Origin of the sequence: Anianabacter salinae, assembly GCF_019061145.1 — a bacterium.
Taxonomy (GTDB): domain Bacteria; phylum Pseudomonadota; class Alphaproteobacteria; order Rhodobacterales; family Rhodobacteraceae; genus Anianibacter; species Anianibacter salinarum.
The window spans coordinates 115614-138551 of record NZ_JAHQZS010000002.1; the positions used below are offsets into that span (position 1 = coordinate 115614).

Annotated in this window: 17 protein-coding genes; 11 read left to right on the forward strand and 6 right to left on the reverse strand. The window is 67.0% G+C overall.

What is annotated here, in order from left to right:
- Positions 1 to 2 precede the first annotated feature (2 nt).
- The 4 genes from KTJ87_RS05175 (at position 3) to KTJ87_RS05190 (ending at position 6328) form a co-directional block, all read left to right on the forward strand.
- Positions 3 to 1295, forward strand: coding sequence for a type I glutamate--ammonia ligase (locus tag KTJ87_RS05175; RefSeq protein ID WP_267138032.1), 1293 nt, complete (start codon positions 3 to 5; stop codon positions 1293 to 1295).
- Between the two features lie 211 nt (positions 1296 to 1506).
- The gene (locus KTJ87_RS05180; RefSeq protein WP_267138033.1) at positions 1507 to 2799 is read left to right on the forward strand and encodes a TolC family protein; all 1293 of its coding nucleotides are present in this window, start codon (positions 1507 to 1509) and stop codon (positions 2797 to 2799) included.
- The gene (locus tag KTJ87_RS05185) at positions 2796 to 5006 is read left to right on the forward strand and encodes a type I secretion system permease/ATPase (protein ID WP_267138034.1); all 2211 of its coding nucleotides are present in this window, start codon (positions 2796 to 2798) and stop codon (positions 5004 to 5006) included. The genes KTJ87_RS05180 and KTJ87_RS05185 overlap by 4 nt, the downstream gene beginning before the upstream one ends.
- Positions 5006 to 6328 (forward strand): HlyD family type I secretion periplasmic adaptor subunit, encoded by a 1323-nt coding sequence (locus tag KTJ87_RS05190; protein ID WP_267138035.1) that lies wholly within the window; start codon positions 5006 to 5008, stop codon positions 6326 to 6328. The genes KTJ87_RS05185 and KTJ87_RS05190 overlap by 1 nt, the downstream gene beginning before the upstream one ends.
- A gap of 9 nt (positions 6329 to 6337) precedes the next feature.
- On the opposite strand, the gene KTJ87_RS05195 is transcribed toward KTJ87_RS05190, so the two are convergent.
- Positions 6338 to 8548 (reverse strand): CHASE2 domain-containing protein, encoded by a 2211-nt coding sequence (locus tag KTJ87_RS05195; RefSeq protein WP_267138036.1) that lies wholly within the window; start codon positions 8546 to 8548, stop codon positions 6338 to 6340.
- A gap of 170 nt (positions 8549 to 8718) precedes the next feature.
- Here KTJ87_RS05195 and KTJ87_RS05200 point away from each other — a divergent pair, with 170 nt between their 5' ends.
- Positions 8719 to 11385, forward strand: coding sequence for an Ig-like domain-containing protein (locus tag KTJ87_RS05200; protein WP_267138037.1), 2667 nt, complete (start codon positions 8719 to 8721; stop codon positions 11383 to 11385).
- On the opposite strand, the gene KTJ87_RS05205 is transcribed toward KTJ87_RS05200, so the two are convergent.
- The 5 genes from KTJ87_RS05205 to KTJ87_RS05225 form a co-directional block, all read right to left on the reverse strand.
- Positions 11382 to 11762, reverse strand: a complete 381-nt coding sequence (locus KTJ87_RS05205) for a DUF3307 domain-containing protein (protein ID WP_267138038.1) — start codon at positions 11760 to 11762, stop codon at positions 11382 to 11384. The genes KTJ87_RS05200 and KTJ87_RS05205 overlap by 4 nt on opposite strands.
- A gap of 79 nt (positions 11763 to 11841) precedes the next feature.
- Complete coding sequence (locus KTJ87_RS05210) at positions 11842 to 14040, reverse strand: cyclic nucleotide-binding domain-containing protein (protein WP_267138039.1); 2199 nt, start codon at positions 14038 to 14040, stop codon at positions 11842 to 11844.
- On the reverse strand, positions 14037 to 14735 hold the full coding sequence (locus tag KTJ87_RS05215) for a CBU_0592 family membrane protein (RefSeq protein WP_267138040.1): 699 nt from the start codon (positions 14733 to 14735) through the stop codon (positions 14037 to 14039). The genes KTJ87_RS05210 and KTJ87_RS05215 overlap by 4 nt, the downstream gene beginning before the upstream one ends.
- A 191-nt stretch (positions 14736 to 14926) precedes the next feature.
- A complete protein-coding gene (locus KTJ87_RS05220; RefSeq protein ID WP_267138041.1) occupies positions 14927 to 16279 on the reverse strand; it encodes an aminotransferase class III-fold pyridoxal phosphate-dependent enzyme in 1353 nt (450 codons plus the stop codon).
- Between the two features lie 12 nt (positions 16280 to 16291).
- Positions 16292 to 17083, reverse strand: a complete 792-nt coding sequence (locus KTJ87_RS05225) for an IclR family transcriptional regulator (protein WP_267138042.1) — start codon at positions 17081 to 17083, stop codon at positions 16292 to 16294.
- Between the two features lie 168 nt (positions 17084 to 17251).
- Here KTJ87_RS05225 and KTJ87_RS05230 point away from each other — a divergent pair, with 168 nt between their 5' ends.
- The 6 genes from KTJ87_RS05230 (at position 17252) to hpaE (ending at position 22913) form a co-directional block, all read left to right on the forward strand.
- Complete coding sequence (locus KTJ87_RS05230) at positions 17252 to 18190, forward strand: tripartite tricarboxylate transporter substrate binding protein (protein WP_267138043.1); 939 nt, start codon at positions 17252 to 17254, stop codon at positions 18188 to 18190.
- A gap of 54 nt (positions 18191 to 18244) precedes the next feature.
- Positions 18245 to 18775 carry a tripartite tricarboxylate transporter TctB family protein gene (locus tag KTJ87_RS05235; RefSeq protein ID WP_267138044.1) on the forward strand — a complete coding sequence of 177 codons (531 nt, stop codon included), beginning with the start codon at positions 18245 to 18247 and terminating at the stop codon, positions 18773 to 18775.
- An 86-nt stretch (positions 18776 to 18861) separates the two neighbouring features.
- Positions 18862 to 20487 (forward strand): tripartite tricarboxylate transporter permease, encoded by a 1626-nt coding sequence (locus KTJ87_RS05240; protein WP_267138045.1) that lies wholly within the window; start codon positions 18862 to 18864, stop codon positions 20485 to 20487.
- A gap of 39 nt (positions 20488 to 20526) precedes the next feature.
- On the forward strand, positions 20527 to 20907 hold the full coding sequence (locus KTJ87_RS05245; protein WP_267138046.1) for a 5-carboxymethyl-2-hydroxymuconate isomerase: 381 nt from the start codon (positions 20527 to 20529) through the stop codon (positions 20905 to 20907).
- Positions 20904 to 21374 (forward strand): homoprotocatechuate degradation operon regulator HpaR, encoded by a 471-nt coding sequence (gene hpaR, locus KTJ87_RS05250; RefSeq protein WP_267138047.1) that lies wholly within the window; start codon positions 20904 to 20906, stop codon positions 21372 to 21374. The genes KTJ87_RS05245 and hpaR overlap by 4 nt, the downstream gene beginning before the upstream one ends.
- Positions 21375 to 21404: 30 nt before the next feature.
- A complete protein-coding gene (gene hpaE, locus KTJ87_RS05255; RefSeq protein ID WP_267138048.1) occupies positions 21405 to 22913 on the forward strand; it encodes a 5-carboxymethyl-2-hydroxymuconate semialdehyde dehydrogenase in 1509 nt (502 codons plus the stop codon).
- Positions 22914 to 22938 lie beyond the last annotated feature (25 nt).

The window sequence follows — 22938 nt, forward strand, 5'->3', positions numbered from 1 at the left end:
CGATGAAAGACCGCCTGCGCGCGATGTTCTGCGATCACCTGTCGATCCTGCGGGGGAAATACCTGCCGGGGAGCAAGATCGGCGATGGCGGCACGCGTTTTGCCCAGCCGACGTTCTCGGTGCATTACGACAAGGACCTGCTGCTCGATGCGCCCGGAACAGGCGTGCGGGGCGGCCTGCCCGACATGGAACTGCGCTGGGCGGGGGCCGAGATCCGCGACGGGTGGGAGCCGTCGACGAAGGTGGTCCTGGGTGATCTGTTCGGTGCGGACGGCGCGCCTTTGCCGCTGTGTCCGCGCGGGGCGCTGAAGCGCGCGGTCGCCGGGTGGGAGGCCAAGGGCCTGACGCCCAAGATCGGGATTGAGCTGGAATGTTTCGCGCTTCAGGCGGACGAGCGCGGCGTGCTGCGCCCCTATGACACCCCCGGCGCCGTGGTTTATGGCACCGGCAACTTCACCGATCCGTTGCGCTTCACCGATGCGATCTGGGAACGCGCCGAGGATCTGGGCTTCGAGCTGGAGCTGATGACAGCGGAATACGATGCGCCCGAGTTCGAGTTCACGTTGAAGTTCGACGACGCGGTCAAGGCGGTGGACGACATTGTCCTGTTCCGCCAGATGGCGCGCGAGATCGCGCTGGATCACGGTATCCTGTTGTCCTTCATGCCGAAACCCGTGGCCGAAGCCGGGGGGGCGGGGATGCACATCAACCTGTCATTCACCGATGCCGAGGGGCGCAATGCCGTCTCGACCGGGCCCGTCGGCGGGCCGGAAAACATGAGCGATCTGGCAAAGGGCTGCATCGCGGGCTGGATGCGGCATCACAAGGGCATGGCCGGGCTGATCGCGCCCACGGTCAACAGCTACCAACGGCTGCAACCTGCGGCCTTGTCAGGCTACTGGTGCAACTGGGGCGGCGACCACCGCGGCGTCACGGCGCGGGTGTCGGGCGAGGGCGGCGCCAAGGCGCGACTGGAACACCGGATGGCCGACGCCTCGGCCAATCCCTACACCGCTGTCGCCACGGTGCTTCAGGCGGCGCGTCTTGGGGTCGAGGGCGGCTATGATCTGCCGCCGATGGAAGGCGGCGATTGTTTCGACCGCACCGATGCCAAGGTCAGCGTCGCCGAAGACCTGCGCCGCGCCATCGACGATCTGGAGGCGGATACCGCCCTGTCGCAGGCCGTCGGCGCCGATCTGGTGGCGCATCATGCGTTCATGAAGCGCAAGGAGGTGCGCAAGACCCGCGAGATGGAAGGCGATGCGCTGCGCGATTTCTACGTTCACTTCATCTGACAGGTCGTTCGGGAAGCGCGCATATTTACAACAGGACCGAGATTTCGGCCTGTGGATATATCGCGGCGGCTGTCTGCGGGCTAAACTAGGCTGCGACCAAGCGCGTGACGCACTGCGGGGTATGTCTGTGCGAGTAACACTTTCCAGCCTGTCGTTGGTATTGGCCCTTTTCACACCAGTCACGGTCGGCGCGGAACCCTTGGCGAGCGCCGTGGCTGCGGCAGTCACGTCGAACCCGGCGGCCCGCGCCGCCGAGGCGGACGTGCGCGCCTCGGTTGCCGACCTCGCCCGCCTGCGGTCCGAATACGAGCCGACGGTCAACCTGTTCGGCGAAGTCGGCGGCCAGATTGTCGACAACCCGTCCTCGCTTGCCCCGAACGAGAACAACCGGCTCAAGCTGGCGCGCCAGATCGGCGTCGGCGTCGAGTTCACCCTGTTCGACGGCTATCGTCGCTCGAACCTTGTCTACCGAAATTCCGTGCGCATCGACGGCGCGATCTATCGCCGCCTCGACGCTGCCGAAACGCTCGCCCTGACGGCGGTCGAGGCGTATATCGACGTTGTGCGCCTGCATCGGCTTGTCGCGCTGGCGCGTGACAATGTGGTGCAGCATCAACAGCTTGCGCGGCAGGTCCGCGATCTGGTCGATGGCGGGCGACTTCCGGCGAGCGACGGGTTCCTTGTCGACGACCGCATTCTTGCTGCGCAAAGCGCCGTGCTGGATGTCGAGCGCTCGCTGTCCGACGCCAAGGCGCGGTACGAGCGTGTCGTCGGTCATTTGCCATCGGGCGCGATGTCGGTGCCGTACCCGCGCGGTGTGCCGCGCCACCTTGACGCCTACCTGTCCGAGGCTGTCGCCGCATCCAACAAGGTTGCCGCCGCCGGGGCGCGGGCGCGAGAGCCGCTGTATGACAAGAACGTCGCGCTGGCGCGCCGTTTGCCCCGTGTGACGCTGAACGCAGGCGTGGCCCACGGGATCGATCGCAGCGGGTCTTTCGGCTCGGACACCGACGCCTTCGTCGGGCTGCGGTTCAACTGGCAGCTCTATGGCGGCGGGCGCGATGCCGAGGAAGCCTATTTCGACGCCGAGGCCGCACAGGCCGCCTATGAGGCAGAGACCATCGCCCGCGAGGTGCGCGAGATCGCGGCGCGGGCGTGGAACGGCTATCAGACGGCAATCGAGCGGCGCGATCTTCTGGCGCGGCAGGTGCGCGCCAACCAGCAGATCGTTCGGCAGTACCGCGATGAGGTCGAGGCGGCCAAGCGCAGCCTGATCGACGTTCTCGAGGCCGAGCGCACGCTGTTCAACATCCGTTTCCAGGAGATCAGCGCCGACTCTGCCGTGACCTTCGGCGCCTACCGCCTGCTGGCCGCGAAAAGCGCGCTGGCCGATCACTTCGGGCTGTCGCGGGCTGCCGTGGCACTGGCGCCGGGCTTTGAGGACCGCGCGCAGGGTGCCCCCACCGGCGCCGTCTTCAACACATCGGTTCCGCCGCTCGAATGACCAGCGATCCCTCCGCCCCCGTCGCGGCCGCCACGACATCGGGCGGACCTGCGGTGCTGGGATCGGAGAGCGAGGTTTCCCCCGATACGCCACGCGGGCTGGCGTTTGCCGTGATCGGCTGGATGGCGGCGCATCACGGGCACCCTTTCACCGCGTCCGCCGTCGCCGCGCGGGTGCCGACCGATTTCGCGGCCCATGACCGAGGCGCGCTGATCCGGGGGCTGGGGGCGGTGGGCCTGCGCGCCCGCACGGTCGAGCGGGATCTGGCCCGCCTGGACCCCGCCGTGTTCCCCGTCATCGCCATCACCCGCAAAGGTCAGCCGCTGATCGTCGCGGGCCGGGCCGAGGGGCGGCGCATGTGGCGCATCGTCGATCCCTCCGAGGGCGCGCACGCGCAGGACATCGGCCAGCGCGCGTTGCGCCGCAGGCTGAGCGGCCCCTTGATCCTTGCCGCGCCCGAGGGCGACGGGGCACCGCGACTGTCCACCGATCCGGGCGGCCGGGCGCGCCACTGGTTCTGGGGGCCGTTCTGGGGCGGATGGGACGCCTGGGCGCAGGTGATCCTTGCGGTGCTGGTGGTGAACCTTCTGAACCTCGCGCTGCCGCTGTTCGTGATGAACGTCTACGACCGGGTGATCCCGAACCTGGCCTTCGTGACCCTCACGACGCTGGCCATCGGCGTCGGCATCGCCATCGCGCTTGATTTCTGCGTGCGGATGATCCGCTCGGTGGTGCTGGAACGGGTGACGCGGCGGGTGGACCTGCGCGTCGGCGCTGCGCTGTTCCGGCAGGCGATGTCGGTGGAACTGCTCTCGCGCCCCGGCGGCGCGGCGGGCATCGCCAGCACGATCCGCGATTTCGACACGGTGCGAGATTTCTTTGCCTCGGCCAGCTTCGTCGCGGTGATCGACCTTGCCTTCGTCGGCATCTTCCTTGGCGTCTTGTGGTACATCGTCGGCCCGCTGGCGCTGGTGCCCGCGCTGGCGGTGCCGGTCGTGCTGCTGCTGGGCCTGATCGCGCAGATGCCGATGCGGCGCAGCGTCGACAAGGGGCAGGCGGTGGCGACCCGGCGTCACACCGTGCTGGTGGAGTCGCTGATGGGCATCGGCACGATCAAGTCACTGGGTGCCGAGCCCGCGATGCAGCGCGAATGGGAGAGTGCCGTCGCCGCCTCGGCCCGGCTGGGCGGGCAGACACGGTTCTGGTCGAACGTCGCGCTGAACGGCACGCAGCTGGTGCAGCAGGCGGTCAGCGTCGGGATCATCGTATGGGGCGTGTTCCTGGTGTCGGACGGGCGCATCACCATCGGCGCGCTGATCGCCGCCAACATCCTTGCGGGCCGCGTTCTGGCGCCGCTGGCCAACATCGCGCAGACGCTGTTCCGCGCGCATTACGCGGTGCGCTCGATGCGGGCGATCACCGATTTCATGGCGCTGCCGGTGGAAGGCGGAGGAGCCGTGCGCAGCGCGGCGCGCGTCCGGCAGGGCGCGGTCGAGCTGAAGGGTGTCAAATACACCTATCCCGGCGCCAAGGTGCCCGCGCTGGACGGCGTGGACCTGTCCGTGTCCCCGGGCGAGTGCGTCGCGCTGGTTGGCCCGGTCGGGTCGGGCAAGACCACCACGGGCATGCTGTTCAACGGCCTCTTGCGCCCGACCGAGGGCGTGGTGCTGGTCGACGGGCAAGAGCTGTCACATTACGATCCGGCGGAACTGCGCGCCGGGATCGGCTATCTGCCGCAGGATGCAGAGCTGTTCACCGGCACCGTGCGCGAGAACCTGTCGATCGGGCGCCCCGGCGCCTCGGACGACGATCTGGCGCGCGCGCTGTGGTATGCGGGCATGGACCGCTTCGTGGCCGAGCATCCCGACGGGCTGGGCGCGCATGTCGGCGAAAAGGGCAACCGGCTGTCAGGCGGCCAGCGGCAGGGCCTGTCGCTTGCGAGGATCGTGCTGCGCCGTCCGCGCCTGATGTTCCTCGACGAGCCGACCAACGCGATGGACCAGCGGATGGAGGCGACTGTGACGGAACGCCTGCGCACGCTGCATACAGAGGGGCTTGGCCTTGTGTTGTGCACGCACCGCCAGTCGCTTGCCGCCATCGCGCCGCGCCTTGTCGTGTTCGACCGGGGCCGCAAGCTGCTGGACGGGCCCTATGCCGAGGTCGTGCAGCGGCTTCAGGGCGCCGCCAAATCAATCGAGGCGCAGTGATGTTCGGACGCGGACCGGAAGCGGAGTTCCTCAACGACATCGCCGCCGCAGAGGCGGGGACGGCGGGGCGCGGCGCATGGGCGTTTCTGTTGCTGATCGTCGGCGGGCTGGCCGCGTTCGGCTGGTGGGCGGCGACCTATGAGATCGAGGAATTGACGCGCGGCATGGGCCGGGTGATCCCGTCGTCGCAGGTGCAGATCGTGCAGGCCCCCGAGGGCGGTGTCGTCCGTGCCATCGCGGTGGCCGAGGGCGACACGGTGGCGCAAGGCGATGTGCTCATCACCGTCGACGACACCACGGTTCTGGCCGAGCAGGGCGAGTTCCTTGAACGCCGCGCTGCGCTGGAGGCCGAGCGCATCCGCCTGTCCGCCGAGGCCGAGGAGGCGGACGCGCCCGACTTTCCCGCCGCGCTGCGCGCGCAGGTGCCCCGTGCCGTCGCCGCCGAGGCCGAGGTTTTTGCCTCGCGCCGCCGCCAGCTTGCGCAAGAGATCGAGGTTCTGGAGAACCGGCTCGACCAGCGCCGTGCGGACCTGCAGGAGTTGCAGGCGACCCGCGCGCGCGCCGAGGCGGTGCTTGGCCCCCTGCGCGACGAGATCACCCTGACCGAGGACATGGCCACGCGCGGCGTCGTGCCCGAGATCGAGCTGTTGCGCCTGCGTGCACGGCTTGCCGAACTGACCGGCGATCTTGCGGTGACCGACGCCGCGCTGCCCCGCACCCGCGCCGCCATTTCCGAGGCCGAGAACGAGATCACCGCCGCGCGGTCGGGCTATGTGCTGGCCGCGCGGGAACGCCTTGCGCGGCTGGAGCTGGAGCTTGCGGTGGTGCAAGAGGCGCTGTCGGCGGCGACCGAGCGCGTCACCCGCACCGAGATCCGCGCGCCGGTGGACGGGGTGGTGAACCGTCTTGCCATCTCGACGCTGGGCGCCGTGGTGCAGGCCGGATCGCAACTGGCCGAGATCGTGCCCGCCGATGACGGGCTTCTGATCGAGGCGGACCTGCGCCCGCAGGACGTTGCCTTCATCGGCCCCGGAGAGCCTGCGTCGGTCACGATCACCGCCTATGATCCGCTGATCTATGGCAAGTTGTCCGGCGAGGTGCTGCGCATCGGTGCCAATTCCATCGACACGGGCGAAGGCGAGACATTCTTTCGCGTCGTGGTGCGAACCGACCGCCAGACGCTTGGCACCGAGGCGAGCCCGCTGCCGATCATCGCGGGCATGGTGGCGACGGTCGAGATCCAGACGGGCCGCCGGACGGTGCTGTCTTATCTGGCCAAGCCCATCCTGCGCGCAAGGGCCGAGGCGTTCCGCGAACGCTAGCCTTCCTTGCTACTTAGACGTCGCCGTATAGACGCCGTCCCAGTCCGGCCCCGGCGGCACGGCGCGGAATTCGGCGATCCGGGCGCGGTAGAGATCGAGGTATCCCGTCAGCCCCATCGCCTCGGCGCCTGCCGTTTCCATCCCGCACATGGCAGCTTCGGCGGCGTCCCAGCGCTGATCGCGATAGGCGGCCAGCATGTCGCGGTTGGTTTCCAGCAGGCTGACGGTCGCCGGATCGGCCATCAGTGTGTGATCCCCGAGCAGGGCGAAGATGCGCACCGGTTCCTGCTTGCCCTTCACCCGCAGAAGATCGAGCTCCATCACCGCCATGTCATGCTCGACTTCGCGCGCGGTCGACTCTCCCAGCACGATGCCGACGCCGTAGGGCTTTGATTGCCCCTCCAGCCGCGAGGCAAGGTTCACCGTGTCGCCAAGCGCGGTATAGTCAAAGCGGGTGTCGGACCCCATGTTGCCCACGACACAGGAGCCGGTGTTCAGCCCGACACCGACATCAATGCGGTGCACCGTCTCGCCGTCAGTGGCCTCGGCGAGGCGGAGCGTGTTCAGCTCTTCGACCGCCTTGCGCATGGCGATCGCGGCGCGGCATCCGGCGCGGGCGTGCTGCGGGATGTCCAGCGGCGCGTTCCAGAACGCCATGACCGCATCGCCCATGAACTTGTCGATGGTGCCGCCCTCGTCGAGGATCGCGTCCGACAGCACGGTGAGAAAGCGGTTCATCAGCACGGTCAGCCCCTGCGGGTCGTCCTTGAAGCTTTCCGAGATCGCCGTGAACCCGCGCACGTCGCTGAACAGGAGCGTCAGCTCTTTCGTCTCGCCGCCAAGGCGCAGGCTGCCGGGGTTGTCCTGCAGCCGCTCGATCAGCGCGGGCGAGACGTATTGTCCGAAGGCGCCCCGGATCTCGCGGCGCTGGCGTTCCTCGCGCAGGTAGTTCGCCGTCGTCATGATGCCTGCGATCAGCAACGTCGCCAGCACCGGATAGGTCGGGTCGATCAGCATCCGCGCACGCTCGAACGCGAGCCATGTTGTCGTGACATAGGCCGCCAGCACCAGCAGCGTCGACAGGATCACCCAGCGCGCCGCCATGTTGGGCACCAGCAGGACGGTCAGAAGGCCAAGGATCGCGGTGGTCAGCAACTCGACCGAGATGGCGTAGTTCGGGCGATCCAAGAGCGTGCTGGACAGGATGTTCTCCAGGAGTTGCGCATGCACCTCGACCCCGGCCATGGCGACGCCAAGAGGCGTGGCGCGGTAATCCTCGAGGCCGATGGCGGAGGTGCCGACAAGGACAAGATGCCCGGCCAGCCGCCCCTCGGGCAGTCGGTTCAGGATCACGTCGGCGGCGCTGACATAGCGCGCGCGCGCGCTGTGCGACAGGTAGGGCCGCACCGACCCGGTGGCATCGGTGCGGATCAGCTGGCGGGCCACCACGATCCCGTCCACGCCCGCCTCGTTGCTGCGGATGGCAAAGCTTTGCCCGCCGGTCGCGACGCGCAGCAACTCGGGCGTCAGGCCAAGGCGCAGCGTCTCGCCCGCCAGCATCACCAGCGGCACGCGGCGGTAGACGCCGTCAGTGTCGGGCCGGACCGAGAACACACCGCGCCCGGCAGCGGCGGCTTCGAGGGCTGGCAGGTTCTCGACCAGATCGGGAAAGCGCGAGAGGAACGGACGCGGATCGGGACCTAGCAGCGCGTGCGGCACATCACGCGGCACGGCGCTTTGCCCGCCCGCCCCTGCGACGCGGATGCTGGTCTGGCCGAGGATCACGCGGCCCCGCCCGATCGCTTCGGCAAAGATGTCGTCGTTCGACGGCAGGCCCGACAGCGCGTCGCGGATCGCAGGGTCGAGCGCCTCGTTGTCGCTTGCGATCAGGCCGGGGGACAGCCGGTCGGGTTCCGAGAAAAGCACGTCGAAGGCGATCGCGGCGGCCCCGCCCGCAGTGGCGTTGTCGACAAGCTGCGCCAGCCTGGTGCGCGGCCACGGCCATTGCCCCAACTCGGCGATAGAGGCGTCGTCGATGTCGATGATCGTCACCGGGGCGGGCGCCACCTCGCGCGGCTTGACGCGCTGGAAGGTGTCGAAGGCAAGGTTGCGCAGGATCGAAACCGGCGTCGGGTCGAGGATGCGAATCGTCAGGAGCAATGCCAGCATGACCAGCCCGGCCATCCGGCTCCAGCCGTTCGAAATCAGATTTCGGCCCACGCGACCGTCCCTCGCCCATCCATTTACCCAGCGTTTCACAAGCGATTGAGGCGGGTAAAGGGAAGAACCGACGCACGCGAAAGAATTGTGCAAGCGTGATGCGCTTCGCTTTGTTTGAAACGCAATTATGCGGTAATGTTGCCAGATTGCTGGGGAAAGCTGATCTCATCATGAAGACATTCATCAACCCGGGGGCGGGACCTGTCGACATTGTGCTGATGGCCAATGCCGAAGGCGTCACCGTGCCGGAAGCCAGTCTTCTGTTTCGGGCCGCGTTCACCCGCGACGGCCCGGATCTTGTGCTTGAAAATCCCGGTCATTCGGACATCCGCATCGTCGGCTATTTCTCGGCGCCGGAACCTGCCGATCTGGTGACAAGCGATGGCGCGGTGCTGCGCGGTCCTGTGGTCGAACGGCTGGCGGGCCCCGAGGCGCCGGGCCAGTATGCGCAGGCCGGGGCTATTCAGGGTGCCAACCCCATCGGACAGGTCGAGACGATCAATGGCGACGGCTCCGTGCAACGCGCCGATGGCACGGTCGAGAACCTGTCGCTTGGCACGCTGGTCTACGAGAATGACGTGGTGCAGACCGGAAACGGCGCGACCGTCGCGATCACCTTTGTCGATGGCACGATCTTCTCGCTGGCCTCGGGCTCGCGGATGCTGCTGGACGAATTGATCTACGATCCCGACGGCAGCGACAATTCGGGCGTGTTCAACCTGATCGAGGGCAGCTTCGTCTTTATCGCGGGGCAGGCGGCCAAGACCGGCGGGATGGAGGTCAACACTCCCACCGCCACCATGGGCATCCGCGGCACCACCGTGAAGGTCGATATTCAAACCGTCAACGGCGTGACCGAGGTCATGGTGTCGCTGAACACCGACCCCGATGGCGGTGTCGGGTCGATCGAATTGCGCGATCTCGACGGCAATCTCATTGCCACGATCACCGCGACAGATACGGCTTGGGTCGTCTCACCGATCGAGGGCGAAACCCGAGAGATCGCGCGCGATCCCGGCGATCTGGCGAATGATGCCGACCTGCTGTCCGAGGCGCTGACTGCCTTCCAGCTTGCGACCCAGCGGTTCGGGCAATCTGGCACCTTCATCACGCTGGATGGCAACGCAGGAGACGGGCCCGCGACGCCGCCCCCGATCGAGGATATCGGCGAGCCGCCCCCGCCGCCCCCGCCGCCCGCCGATGATCTGAACGACGGCGGCGGCGATGACGACAGCGATGGCGGGCAGGGCGGCGACACCGTCATCAACGTGAACGATGCACCCGTTGGCACCGACTTTGTCCTTGCGATGAACGAGGACACGACCGCGCGAGGGCAGCTAGCCGCGACCGACGCGGACGGTGATGCGCTGTCCTTTGCGCTGGCGCAGGGCGCTGCCAGCGGTCTTGTCGTGCTGCAGTCCAACGGCGCGTTCACCTATACGCCGAATGCCGACTTCCAGGGCACCGACAGCTTTACCTACACCGTCAGCGACGGCGAGTTGACCGACACGCGCACGGTGACGTTCACCGTAGCCGGGGTCAACGACGCGCCTGTGGCGCAGGATGTGACGCTGACCCCCACAGGGGACGCGATCGAGAATGCAGGGTTCGACGATGGCCTTCAGGGCTGGAGCGTCGAGAACACGTTTCGGGTCGAGGGGGCGACTTCCAGCAGCAGCACGTCGACAGCCAACCTGAACGGCAGCGTGACGGCGCTTGGCAACGCCGCGCCTGCGGGGGACGATATCACAGCGGCCTCCCTGACGATTGGCGGTTCGGTGTCTTCGCAGTCCACAGGATACGGCCCGCTTCTGGTCAGTTCGGGATTTACCGTCGCGGATGGAGAGGCGATTTCGATCGTCTATCAGCTTGACGCCACCGGCGGATCAGGCGACCGCGATGCGGGCCGGATGCGCGTCTACTTGCGCGACGCCGAGACCGACGCGTTCGTGACCGAGTTGTTCACAGACTCTGCCGCGCTTGGGACCACGCAAGGCATCGAGACGTTCAACGGCACCATCGCCGAAGGCGGCACCTATGAATTGGTGTACGAAGTCGGCTCGCAAGATTCGACCGGCGGGCTCGTGATCGGGAGCGTGCTTCGCGTCTACTCGGTAAGCGTCGAGGGCGGGGTCGGCGAAGGGTCGTCGCGCAGCTTCGACGCATCCAAGTTCCTTGCCGGTGCAACGGATGTCGAAGGGGACACGCTGTCTCTTGCCTCTGTCTCGGCCTTCAGCGCGAATGGCGCGCGCGTGTCCATCGTCGGGGGACAAGTCGTCTACGATTCCGCGACACTGTGCGTGGACCTCGAGGCCGGTCAGACCCTGACCGATACCTTCACCTACCGCATCTCGGACGGGAACGGAGGTTTCGACACCGCTACGGCGACCGTTACTGTTGCGGGTAGCGATTCCGCGGCCGGCGCCTTCTTTTCATCCGACCTGATCGAGACGTTCGGCGCGGAAACACTGCTTGGCAGCGGGCCGCTCGACCTTCAAAACGGCGAGACGGACGACCTTACGCTTTCGGCGGCGGATGTCTTCTGCGTGTCGGATTCGGACAGCGAAGACGGGCTTTTCGAGGCGCTGGAGGCGGGAATTCGGGCGCTGCGGATCAAGGGCGACCCCGACCAGCCGCAATCCGAACAGGCGGGCGACAGCATCACCTTGCAGAACGAGGACGGGCTTGGCTTCGTGCGCGGGGCCGAGGGGGACGACCCTGCGGGCTACAATGTCTATGACCTTGTCCAGACCACCGGCGGCATGTCCGAGATCATCGCGCGGATCGCGGTGGACGAGGATATTTCGGTCGCCGTGGCTCAGGCCAACGTCGCCTAGAACGCCAGCGCGACGCCGATCATCAACACATAGGTCAGCTGGTGCGCCAGCTGATCGAGCCCGAACAGCGACCAGTAGGCCTTGTCCTGAATGGTCAGGCCAAGCCGCTTGCTGACGACTTCCTTCATGAAGTCGACGTGATAATGGATCACGAATTCGCCCACGCAGATCGCAAGGGACAGCAGCGGCGCAAACCCGGCGACCACGAGGATCGGCAGCGACATGGCGGCATGAACACCGGCGTGCTGGATGCCGCCGGGATGCCCGTAGCGCCCCTTGTTCTGGACCATATAGAGGGTCTGGAACTGATAGTCCGCCAGGAAATGCTTGATAAGAAGCGCGGCCGTCAGCGCCAGATAATAGGTCTCGTTGGTCATGGGACCCTTTCGAGGTCTCTGCTCATGGCAGCGCTTCGCCCGCCGCGCCGTTCCATGTGCCCGTCCGCCGCGCCCTGCGTCAAGCCAGATCGCGCAACATGAGTGTGGTTCTGCTCAGCTTCTCGGCGAGTGTGATCGCAATGAGCTTGTGCCACGCCGCCAGTTCGGGTGTACCCGCCATCGCGGATTCCAGTTCTGCGGGATCAACGACATACACCGTGCTGTCCACCTCGGCGACGACATCGGCGGTGCGGGCAAGCCCCGTATAGCTGGCGATCTCGCCCACCAGCGCCCCGGCACGAAGCGAGCGCACGCGCAACATCTTGCCATCGGCCAGCGGGGCATAGATGCCAAGGCGCCCCTCGTCGATCAGATAGATCTCTCCGGTGGTCTGGCCGTGGGTGATGATGCGGTCTCCGGCGCGGATGCTGCGCCGGGTCATCAGCGCCATCAGCGCGTCCGTGATGGCGGCATCGCCGAGGATCGCGGTCAGCGCGCTTTGCGCGGTCTCCTCGTCTGCCTGGGGCGGCGTGGCAAGGATGCGCTCTTCTGCGCTGGCCAGCGCCTCGTCTGCGGTGCCCGCGCGGACAAGCGCCGGAGTGCCGGGCAGGGCAAGACCCTGCCGGTCCAGCGCCTCGGCGACTTCGGGCCGGGCGGCGGCGATCACGACCTGCGCGCCGCGCGCCTCTGCCAGATGCTCGACCTTGCCAAGCGCGGCAAGAGCGGCCGAGTCGACGCCGCGCACCCGCTGGAAATCCAGGATGACGATGCGGACATCGTGCCGCGTGGCCAGCAGGGTGCGGATCTCGGCGACCAGCTGTTCGGTCGAGCCGAAGAACAGGAACCCGTCCAGGCGCAGGGTCACGACCTGTCCGGCCTGACGGTCGAGGCGGCGGGTTTCGGCAGGACCGCGATCGACCGCGCTGCGGCGGGCCGACAGATCGCTGATCTGCGTCACGACCGGCAGTCGCCCGTAGCTGAAGGCAAAGATCATCGACGCGGCAAGAACGCCGACAGCGATGGCCTCCAGCACGCCGAACAGCACCGAGATCAGGACGATGGCGCCCGCGAGCAGCCAGTCGGGCAAGGTCTGGCGCGGACGCTGCCAGACGAACCAGCGCGCCAGGATGCCCGCGCCGATATACAGCAGCAGGCCGCTCGACAGAAAGCCGGGCACGAAGGCGATGATGTCGCCGACCAGGAAGAACCCCACCGTCAGCATCCCGATGACCCCGAAGGCCAGCGCCTTGTGGTTCGCGCCCATATCCTGCGCGGTGATCGTGGTGGTCGAGGACGGATAGCCGATGGTGCCGCCCACGGCGCCAAGGGCAATGTTGGTCACGCCGGAAACCTTGAGGGTGCGCGCGGTGTCAAGGTCACGCCGCAGCGCAAGCTCGATCCCGGTCAGGTTCAGCGCCAGTCCCAGCACAGAGATCATCGCCGCGGCAAGGATGTTGGGAAGTGCGGCGCGGACGAAATCCCAGTCGATGGCGGCCAGCATCGCGGGCGACGGGGCAACCGCGCTGATGCCCTGGGGGCTGTAAGGCAAGAGGCCAAGCGCGCGCGCCTCGGGCAGGTCGATGCCCTTGGCCGACAGGACGGTGTAGAACAGGGCAATGCCGCCGATGATGGCGAACACCAACCCGCGCTCCCTGAGCAGTCGGTAGGCGAGCCCGAGGACCAGCCCGAAGCCAAGCGTCAGGAACAGCGGGGAATGGGTGCTGGGGGACACGCTTACCAGCGCGGCAAGGTTCCTGTCGGCTGCGGGCAAGGCCCCGATGATCGCCGCCAGCATCAACAGCGCGCCGGTTGCCGCCAGGAACCCCGCCGACACCGGATAGGGCATCAGCCGGATCATCCGGTCAAGCCGCAGATAGGCCAGAGCCAGCATCGCGACGCCCGTCAGGACCGAGGTCAGGCCCAGAAGCGCGAAGGCAGTGGCATTCGCCGTGAAGGTCGCCTCGGGCGTGGCGGGCAGCGCGGAGAGCGCAAAGAAGAACGGCAGCAACACCGCAAAGGGCGCTTGCTGCACCGCGCCGATCACCGGCCAGTTGCTGCGCCCGGTCGCAACCATCGAGACCGTGGCCAGCAGGCTGGCCATCACCATCAGCATGGTGCCCGCTGCGGCCCCCGCCGCCAGCGTTCCGGCAAAGATCACCGTCGCCATCGCGACGGCGCGCCCAACAAGGTCGAAGCCGACGATCATGCCGACCGCGGCCGAGCGTGCGGGATGGGCCGACCCTTTCGGGTTGGCCGCAAGGGCTGCGGCGTTGGTCAAATCTCGCTGGCCCCCGCGCCGCGCGCATTGCTGGCCATCAGCTTGCGGGCGGTATCCTCGGTCATGCGCGAATCGAGCGCGCCGCGGATCTCGGACGCGCTGTCCCGCAGTCGGCGCAGGGCGGCGCTCGAGATGGCGAACAGCCGCGCGGGGCGGGTCAGGTTGACGGACGCGCTTGCAGGTCCCTCGCGCAGGGCGCCGATCTCGCCGACAAAGCCGCCGTCGATGGTGGCAACGATGCGCGTGTCCACGCGCACCTCGGCCTCACCGCTCATCAAGAAATACAGCGTGCCGACCGGTTTGCCCTCTTCGGTCAGGGTCATGCCCGGTTCGCCGTCGATCCAGGCGCCATGGTCCATGAACCGGCGCTGATGCTCGCTGCGCAGGTCCGGCAGCAGCGCGTTCAGAAGCGCGGTTTCCTCGGCGGTAAAGCGGATGCGCCGGTTCGCCAGATAGAGCCGGGCAAGGCCGTAGAGGCTGATCGCGGCAAAACTGACCTGCACCACCATGGCCGAGAGGTTGAAATCCCTCTGAAGGCTGGCCATGATCAGAAGAGCGGCGCACAGGTTGAAGGCGGCATAGGCATAGCCGTCGCCCCGAATGAACCCTGCCATCAGCGCGGCATAAGCCCCAAGATAGGCGATCGCGCCGATCAATCCGATAAATTCGAGCGTCCAGCCGAGACCGACGAACATTGAAATCCCCGAGCTCGCCCGCAAAATCGGGCGACATGACCGGCCCCCAAGGACCGCCGTGCTTGAAATCCTTGCCGTACCGATTTCCCCAAACCGGCGCAGAACATTCCGAAGTTGTCACAGCTTTGCCTGCCCGTGGCAAGCACGGGCAGGCCGATCACTCTGTTCCGATTGAAGAAACCGCGTGGCGATCAGATCGCGGCAAAGCCCTTGTCGAGCGCGCCAAGGATGATGTCGACGTCGGCGGCGGTCAGGACCAGCGGCGGCGACATGATGACGTTGTTGCCCGAGACGCGGACCATGGCCCCCGCCTTGTAGGTTTCTTCCTGCAAGGCGGCGATGCTGGCCTTGTCGATGGGCGTCTTGGCGGCGCGGTCCGACACCAGTTCCATCGCGCACATCAGGCCATGCCCGCCGCGCACATCGCCGACGATGTCGTATTTCGCCGCAAGGGCTTGAAGCCCCTGATAAAGCTGGCGCCCCCGCTCGCCCGCGTTCGTCGCCACATCCAGCCGCTCCGTTTCGGCAAGGCAGGCGACCGCAGCCGCCGCGCCGACCGGGTGCCCGGAATAGGTATAGCCGTGGCCGATGGATGCCGCGCCGGTGGTGTCGTTCTCGAACACTTCAGCCACCTTGTCGGCGATCATCACCGCGCCGAAGGGGAAATAGCCGTTTGTGATCGCCTTGGCGGTCGTCATCATGTCGGGCTTCACGCCCCAATGGCGCGAGCCGGTCCAGTCGCCGGTGCGTCCGAAGGCGGTGATGACCTCGTCCGCGATCAGAAGGATGCCGTGGCGGTCGCAGATGTCACGGACGCCGGGCATGAAGGAATGGTGCGGCGGGATCACGCCGCCCGCGCCCAGCACCGGCTCCATGATGAAGGCGGCGATGGTCTTGGCGCCCTGGAACGCGATCTCGTCCTCGATGGCCTGCAGGCACAGTTGTGCCAGCTTCTCGGGTCCGGTCTCGTTGAACGGGTTGCGGTAAGTGTAGGGCGCGGGCGTGTGGAAGCAGCCGGGCAGAAGTGGCTCATAGGCGGTGCGGAAGTTGGCGTTGCCGTTGACTGACGCGGCGCCGAAATGGGTGCCGTGGTAGCCCTTTTTCAGCGACAGGAACTTGGTGCGCCCTTCCTGCCCGCGCAGCTTGTGATACTGCCGCGCCAGCCGCAGCGCGGTTTCCACGCTGTCCCCGCCGCCAGAGGTGAAGAACGACCGCGTCAGCCCGTCGGGCGCGAAAAAGGCGTGCAGCGCCTCGGCGCATTCGATCAGCACGTCGTTGGTGGTGCCGCGAAAGGCGGAATAGTACGGCAGGCGGTGCAGCTGCGCGCTGATCGCGGCGATGATCGGCTCGCAGGAAAAGCCGAGGTTCACGTTCCACAGGCCGCCGACACCGTCGACAACCTCGTGCCCGTCGATATCGACGATCCGCACGCCATGCGCCTCGGTGATGATCGTCGGCGGATGCGCCTGCATGTCGGCGGGGTGCGCCATCGGATGCCAGAGGTGGCGGGCGTTCATTTCCTTGAGGAAGTTGGAATCTTTCATCTCTGCGGCCTTTCAGTCGGTGGGTTCGGGCACGGGGGGCGGGGGCGTGTCTTGCAAGAGGGGGGAAGCGCCCCAGAGCGCGCCAAGCGCCGGGGCCGTGTCGGTCAGCGCCTGCGCGATGCGCGCGCGCAAGGCATCGGTCATGCGCGACACCGGCGTTGCGACGGCCAGCGCGCCCGTCACACTGCCATCGGCGGCGAACAGCGGCACCGCCAGCGACGAGACATCGGCCTCGAAGCCGCCGGTGGACACCGCGATGCCGCTTGCGCGGACCTGGGACAGCGCCGCCCGGATGCGCGCGGCATCGGTCTGGGTCGCGGCCGTGAACCCGGCAAGCGGCGGCGTCAGCAGGGCCTCGCGCCGGTCCGGCGGCAGGTAGGCCAGCACGGCCAATCCCGAAGCTGTGGCATGGAACGGCAGGACGGCGGCGTCTTCCATCCGCACGCTGGTGCCGTGGGCGTCGGCGTAGGTGAAGGCATAGGTGCCCAGCTTGCCGCCCTCGAGGAAGGACAGGTGCACCGTCTCGCCCGTGCGGTCGCTGAGGCGTTGCAGAAGCGGCATCGCGGCGGCGCGCAGCGGCACCGTCGCCTCGCGCAGGGCGGCCAGACGCAAGACGGCGGGGCCGATCCGGTAGGCGCGCGTGCCGGTCTGCTCCAAAAGCCCCTCTGCCTGCAATTCGCTCACCATGCGGTAGACCGTTGCCTTGTTCATGCCCGACAGCCGCGCCAGGTCGCTCAGCCCGATCTCGGGGCGGGCGAGGGTGAACAGATCAAGCAAAGACAGGGCCTTGGCGACGGTGCCCATGGGGCGGGGGACCTCTTGTTCAGGGCGCGGGGCGGGCGCGGAGATGCGCCTGCATTTAACGCGTTCACCTTTTCGTTGACAGATCGACGCGGGCTCTGTCAATCTGAATTAGAACCAAAGGTTCAAATAATGAACCAATCAAAGCCAGAGAACAGGGAGTTCTTGATCATGCCTTTCCCCAAAGCGACCACCGCGATCGCGCTCGGCCTTGCCGCGCTTGCCGGTCCGGCCCTTGCCGATTATCCCGAAAAGCCGGTGGAGTTCATCGTGCCCTGGCCGCCCGGCGATCTCGAGGACGTGCTAACCCGCATGATCGCCGAGGATTTCCAGGCGGAATACGGCGTTTCGGCAGCGGTGGTGAACAAGCCCGGCGGCGGCGGCGGCCCGTTCCCCGGTGCCATCGAGGTGGCGACCGCGCCCGCTGATGGCTACACCATCGGGTCTTTCGTGATCGGCGTGCCGGTGATCGGCCACACCATCGACATCCCCGAATTGACGCCTGCGCAGTTCGAGCCGCTGGGCATCTTCCTGACCTATCCCTTCGTCATCGCCACCGGCGGCAACGCGCCCTATTCGACCATGGACGAGCTTGCGGCCCATGCGCAGGACAACGACGTGGCGCTTGGCCATTTCGGCGACGTGCTGACGCCGACGCAGGTGACAAAGGCCTTCGCCTCGAACCTTGGCTTTGAATACTCGTCCGACGCGGCCTTCGACGCGCTGGACTGCAACACGCTGGCTTCGGGTGATGCCGACGTCATCAACACCACGCTGCAGCTGATCCTGCCCTGCCTCGACCAGGTCAAGGTGCTGGCCTCGATCACCGACGAGCGCATTCCGCTGGTGCCCGACGCGCCGACCGTGGGCGAGCTTGACGACAGCCTGAACATCGCACTGTGGAACGGCCTGTTCGTGCACAAGGACACCCCGCAGGACGTGCGCGACAAGATCGTCGCCGTCGCCGAGAAGACGGTGATGAGCGAGCGCGCGCAGAACGTCGCCGCAGAGACCGGCGCGCTGGTCTATTGGCAGGACGCCGAAGAGTCTGCCGCGCGGATCGCGCAGGACATCGAAACCGTTGCGCGCATCGGTGAAACCCTGGAATGATGCTGGCGCGGGCCGGGATCATCCCGGCCCGTTCCCCCTGTCCGGACCGCTGACATGAGCGACGATCCCCTTCAGGCTTCTGCCGCCAGAACGCGGGGCCAGCCGCTTTTCGCGCTAGTGCTTGTCGCCGTCGCGGCGGGTCTGGCTGTCAGCTTTCCCTGGCAGGTCAGCCACGCCGAAGGCCGTGTGCTGGTCGCGCAGCCCGGTTTCTGGCCGGGTGTGTCGGTCGCCGGGATGCTGGTGTTTGGGCTGCTGCACTGGCGCATGCTGCCCCGCAAGCGCCTGCACCGCATGGACGGCACAGAGGCGCGGGTCTGGGCGGCGGCGCTGGAATACGCCGCATGGTTCCTGTGCTATGTCCTGGTGGTGCCGGTGATCGGCTACCTTCTGGCCACGGTGGGGTTCCTTGCGGCGCTGACGTGGCGGCTGGGCTATCGCAGCCCGGGGATGCTGGCGATGAGCGTGGCGCTCGGCATCGGCATCGTCGTGCTGTTCAAGGCGGGCCTGTCGGTGAAAATTCCCGGCGGGATGATCTACGAGGTGCTGCCGGGTCCGCTGCGCTCCTTCTTCATCCTCAATTTCTAGGCGCCCCGATGGCACCATTCTCCCGTGATCCGGCACCTGCGGTCCCTGACCGGACCGGCGCCGGGCTGATGCGAAAGGTCTGAGCGATGGAGCTTTTGCTCTCTGGGCTGGAGGTGCTGGCGCGCTGGGACGTCGTTGCGGCGCTGCTGGTCGGCTCGGTCGGCGGCGTGCTTATCGGCGCCGTTCCGGGTGTCGGGCCGGCCGTCGCCATCGCGATCCTGTTGCCCGCCACTTTCTCACTTGACCCAATCGTCGGGCTGACAGTCCTTCTTGGGATCTACGGCTCGTCGATGTATGGCGGCGCGATCCCGGCGATCCTGATCAACACGCCCGGAACGGCGGTCAACGCGCTGACGACCTATGACGGCTATCCGATGACCGCGCGGGGCGAGGCGCGGCGCGCGCTGAGCCTTGCCTATTCCGCCAGCTTCTTCGGTGGCATCTTTTCCGTGATCTGCTTGATCCTGTTCGCCCCGGTGCTGGCGCGCATCGCGCCGATGTTCGGCAGCCGCGAGATATTCCTCGCCGCGCTTCTGGGGATCATCCTTGTCGTCGTCGCGCACCGGGGCCAGACGCTGATCGCTGCGGCGCTGGCAAGCTTCGGCATCTTCCTCAACACCGTCGGGCTCGAGCCGGTCGAATACACCCGCCGCTACACCTTTGACCAAAGCTGGCTGTCCAGCGGGATCGACCTGATCGTCGTCGTGCTTGGCCTTTTCGCGCTGAGCCAGGCGTTCCTGCTCATGACCGACATCGACGAGAAGACTCGCATGACCAAGCTGCGCGGCGGGTTGTTCCAGGGCTTCCGCGAGCTTGCGCGCCATCCGCGCCTTGCGTCGGTGTCGGCAAGCTGCGGCGTGGTGATGGGGATGATCCCCGGCGTGGGCGAGTTCACCGCGCAGTTCCTCAGCTACACCTACGCGCAGAAGACCTCGAAGCGGCCTGGCGATTTCGGCCACGGATCAAGCGAGGGTCTGATCGCGTCCGAGACGGCGAACAACGCGGTGCCCGCCGCCGCGATGGTGCCGCTTCTGGCGCTTGGCATCCCCGGCGAGGCGCTGACGGCGATGATGCTGTCGGTGTTCTACGTGCACAACGTGGTGCCGGGGCCGGGGCTGTTCCTGTACCAGATGGATTTCGTCGTCGCGCTGTATCTGGCGCTGTTGATCCTGAACGTCCTTGTCATCGTGTTCCTGCTGGTCTCGACCCGGCAGTTGATCAAGGTGGTGAACGTCCCCAACCGGTTCCTTGGCGCGGCGATCCTCGTTCTGTCCTTCGTCGGGGTGTATTCGCTGCGCAATTCGGCGACGGACTGCATCCTTGCCGCCGCCTTCGGCCTGATCGGCTTTGTCCTCAAGCGGCTGAAGCTGCCGGTGGTCCCGATCATCCTTGGCATGGTTCTGGGCAACATCATGGAGGTCAAGCTGCGGTCCTCGATGAACCGGGTGGATACGCTTTGGGACTTGATCGAGCGGCCGATCGCGATGGTGCTGTTCGGGATGATCGTTGCCGTTCTGGCGCTGCATCTGGTGAATGTCTGGGGCGACTGGCGCATGCGGGCAGCGCGGCGCAAGGACATTCGCGAACGCCCGGAGCGCTTTGGCGGCTGGATGTTCCGCCGCCGGGCGCGGCTGGAGCGGGACCGAGAACGCCAGATGCGCGCGCGCACCGCGACCCACGCAAGGCCCTGGTCGCACCGTCTTGGCGAGTGACGGCGGTGTGCCCTATGGTGCCGCCAAAGGGAGCCTGCCATGCCGCATCTGAGTTTCGAGTATTCCACCGGGCTGGGCGAGATCGCCGATCTTGATGGCTTTGCGCGGCACATGCGCGACGCGATGCTGGACACGGGCGTGTTCCCCCTGGGCGGCATCCGCGTGCGCGGGTTCGAGGCCGACGTGATGGCGGTGGCGGACGGCAATGGCCACCATTTCCTCGACATGGTCTTGCGCATGGGGCAGGGACGTGACCCCGAAGTGCGCGAGGGCGCCGCCGACACGCTTTACGCCGCCGCGCGGACGTATCTGGAGCCGCAGGTCACGGGCACGTTCATGCTGTCGCTGGAACTGGTCGAGATCGACGCGCGGTTCTCGCGCAAGGGCTGGAACACCGTGCACGCCGCCGTCGCGACATGAGAAGCTACGACCGTGCTCTGCCCATCGCGCTTTTGCGGGCGCGCGAGGCGACGCTGCGGCCGTTCCGGGCGCATCTGGACGCCCACGGCCTGACCGTCCAGCAATGGCGGGTGATCCGCGCGCTGGCCGAAGGCGCGGCGCTGACCCCGACCGAACTGGCCGAGCGCTGCGTGCTCTTGCCGCCATCGCTCAGTCGCATCCTAAGGGCGATGACCGACCGGGGGCTGGTCGAGCCTGCCGCCGACCAGGATGCGCGCCGCCGCCGCGTGCGGCTGACGACCGAAGGCCGCGCGCTTTATGACAGCGCCGCCGTTCAGTCGCGCGCCGTCTATGACCGGATCGAAACGGTGTTCGGCGCGGGCAGGATGGAGACGCTGCTCGATCTTCTGGTGGACCTGCAAGACGTGGTCGAGGCGGACCCGGTGCTTGCGAAGAACGGTATTGACGGCGGGGACGATATTACTTAACAGGTTAAGCAATTAGTCTGGGAGGGCAGGATGGCGACGCTCGACGACAATCTGGCGACTGCGAAGGGCTACATGACCCGCTGGTCCGATGGCTGCCTGAACCACATCGGCGGCAAGGCAATGCCTGCCGCGTCGGGCAAGACCTTCGCCACCGTCTCGCCGGTGGACATGGCCGAACTGGCGCAGGTGGCCGAGGGCGACGCCGCCGACATCGATGCTGCCGCGCAGGCCGCCAAGGCGGCGTTTCCGGGCTGGCGCGACATGGCGGGGGCCAAGCGCCGCGACCTGCTGCACGCCATCGCCGACGCCATCGAGGCGCGCGCCGAAGAGATCGCCTTTACCGAATGCCTCGACACCGGGCAGGCGCTGCGTTTCATGTCCAAGGCCGCGATCCGCGGCGCCGACAATTTCCGCTTCTACGCCGACCGCGCGCCCGAGGCGCAGGACGGCCAGTCGCTGTATGGCCCCGGCCAGATCAACATCACCTCGCGCACGCCCATCGGCCCCGTGGGGATCATCACGCCGTGGAACACGCCGTTCATGCTGTCGACGTGGAAGATCGCCCCGGCGCTGGCGGCGGGCTGCACCGTGGTTCACAAACCGGCTGAACTGTCACCGCTAACCGCTCGTCTTCTCGTGGAAATCGCCGAAAGCGCGGGTCTGCCTGCCGGGGTCTGGAACACCGTCAATGGCTTTGGCGAGACGGCGGGCCGCGCGCTGTGCGAGCACCCGGCGATCAAGGCCATCGCCTTCATCGGGGAATCCACAACCGGCCAGCACATCCTGCGGCAAGGCGCCTCGACGCTCAAGCGCACGCATCTGGAACTGGGCGGCAAGAACCCGGTGGTGGTCTTCGCCGACGCCGATCTTGACCGCGCCGCAGATGCGGCCGTGTTCATGATCTACTCGCTGAACGGCGAGCGCTGCACTTCGTCGTCGCGGCTGCTGGTCGAGGCGTCAATCTACGACAGCTTTACCGCAAAAGTGGTTGAGAAAGCAGAGAATATCCGTATTGGCCACCCGCTTGATCCGCAGACGACGATCGGCCCGCTGATCGCGCCGGGGCATCTGGACAAGGTGCTGTCCTACTTCGACATCGCCAAGGCGGACGGCGCGACCATCGCCACCGGCGGCGCGCGCTGGGGCGATACGGGGTGCTGGGTCAAGCCGACGCTGTTCACCCATGCCACCAACGACATGCGCATCGCGCAAGAGGAAATCTTCGGCCCGGTCCTGACCGCGATCCCTTTCGACACCGAGGAAAAGGCTCTGGAGATCGCCAACAGCGTCGACTACGGCCTCGCGGGCTATGTCTGGACCGCCGACGTGACCCGCGCGATGCGGTTCACGCAAGCCATGGACGCCGGGATGATCTGGGTGAATTCGGAGAACCTGCGCCATCTGCCCGCGCCCTTCGGCGGCATGAAGTCCAGCGGCATCGGCCGCGATGGCGGCGACTGGTCCTTCGATTTCTACATGGAAGCCAGGAACGTGGCCTTTGCCACGACCGCCCACAAGATACCGAAACTCGGAGGCTGACGCGCGAGCGCCGATCGAGAGGGAG

What these genes read in the sequence shown, in the direction of transcription:
- KTJ87_RS05175 (WP_267138032.1), top strand. Translation starts at nt 3, where the DNA reads ATGAAAGACCGCCTGCGCGCGATGTTCTGCGATCACCTGTCGATCCTG.
- KTJ87_RS05185 (WP_267138034.1), top strand. Translation starts at nt 2,796, where the DNA reads ATGACCAGCGATCCCTCCGCCCCCGTCGCGGCCGCCACGACATCGGGC.
- KTJ87_RS05190 (WP_267138035.1), top strand. Translation starts at nt 5,006, where the DNA reads ATGTTCGGACGCGGACCGGAAGCGGAGTTCCTCAACGACATCGCCGCC.
- KTJ87_RS05200 (WP_267138037.1), top strand. Translation starts at nt 8,719, where the DNA reads ATGAAGACATTCATCAACCCGGGGGCGGGACCTGTCGACATTGTGCTG.
- KTJ87_RS05205 (WP_267138038.1), bottom strand. Translation starts at nt 11,762, where the DNA reads ATGACCAACGAGACCTATTATCTGGCGCTGACGGCCGCGCTTCTTATC.
- KTJ87_RS05215 (WP_267138040.1), bottom strand. Translation starts at nt 14,735, where the DNA reads ATGTTCGTCGGTCTCGGCTGGACGCTCGAATTTATCGGATTGATCGGC.
- KTJ87_RS05220 (WP_267138041.1), bottom strand. Translation starts at nt 16,279, where the DNA reads ATGAAAGATTCCAACTTCCTCAAGGAAATGAACGCCCGCCACCTCTGG.
- KTJ87_RS05225 (WP_267138042.1), bottom strand. Translation starts at nt 17,083, where the DNA reads ATGGGCACCGTCGCCAAGGCCCTGTCTTTGCTTGATCTGTTCACCCTC.
- KTJ87_RS05230 (WP_267138043.1), top strand. Translation starts at nt 17,252, where the DNA reads ATGCCTTTCCCCAAAGCGACCACCGCGATCGCGCTCGGCCTTGCCGCG.
- KTJ87_RS05235 (WP_267138044.1), top strand. Translation starts at nt 18,245, where the DNA reads ATGAGCGACGATCCCCTTCAGGCTTCTGCCGCCAGAACGCGGGGCCAG.
- KTJ87_RS05240 (WP_267138045.1), top strand. Translation starts at nt 18,862, where the DNA reads ATGGAGCTTTTGCTCTCTGGGCTGGAGGTGCTGGCGCGCTGGGACGTC.
- KTJ87_RS05245 (WP_267138046.1), top strand. Translation starts at nt 20,527, where the DNA reads ATGCCGCATCTGAGTTTCGAGTATTCCACCGGGCTGGGCGAGATCGCC.
- hpaR (WP_267138047.1), top strand. Translation starts at nt 20,904, where the DNA reads ATGAGAAGCTACGACCGTGCTCTGCCCATCGCGCTTTTGCGGGCGCGC.
- hpaE (WP_267138048.1), top strand. Translation starts at nt 21,405, where the DNA reads ATGGCGACGCTCGACGACAATCTGGCGACTGCGAAGGGCTACATGACC.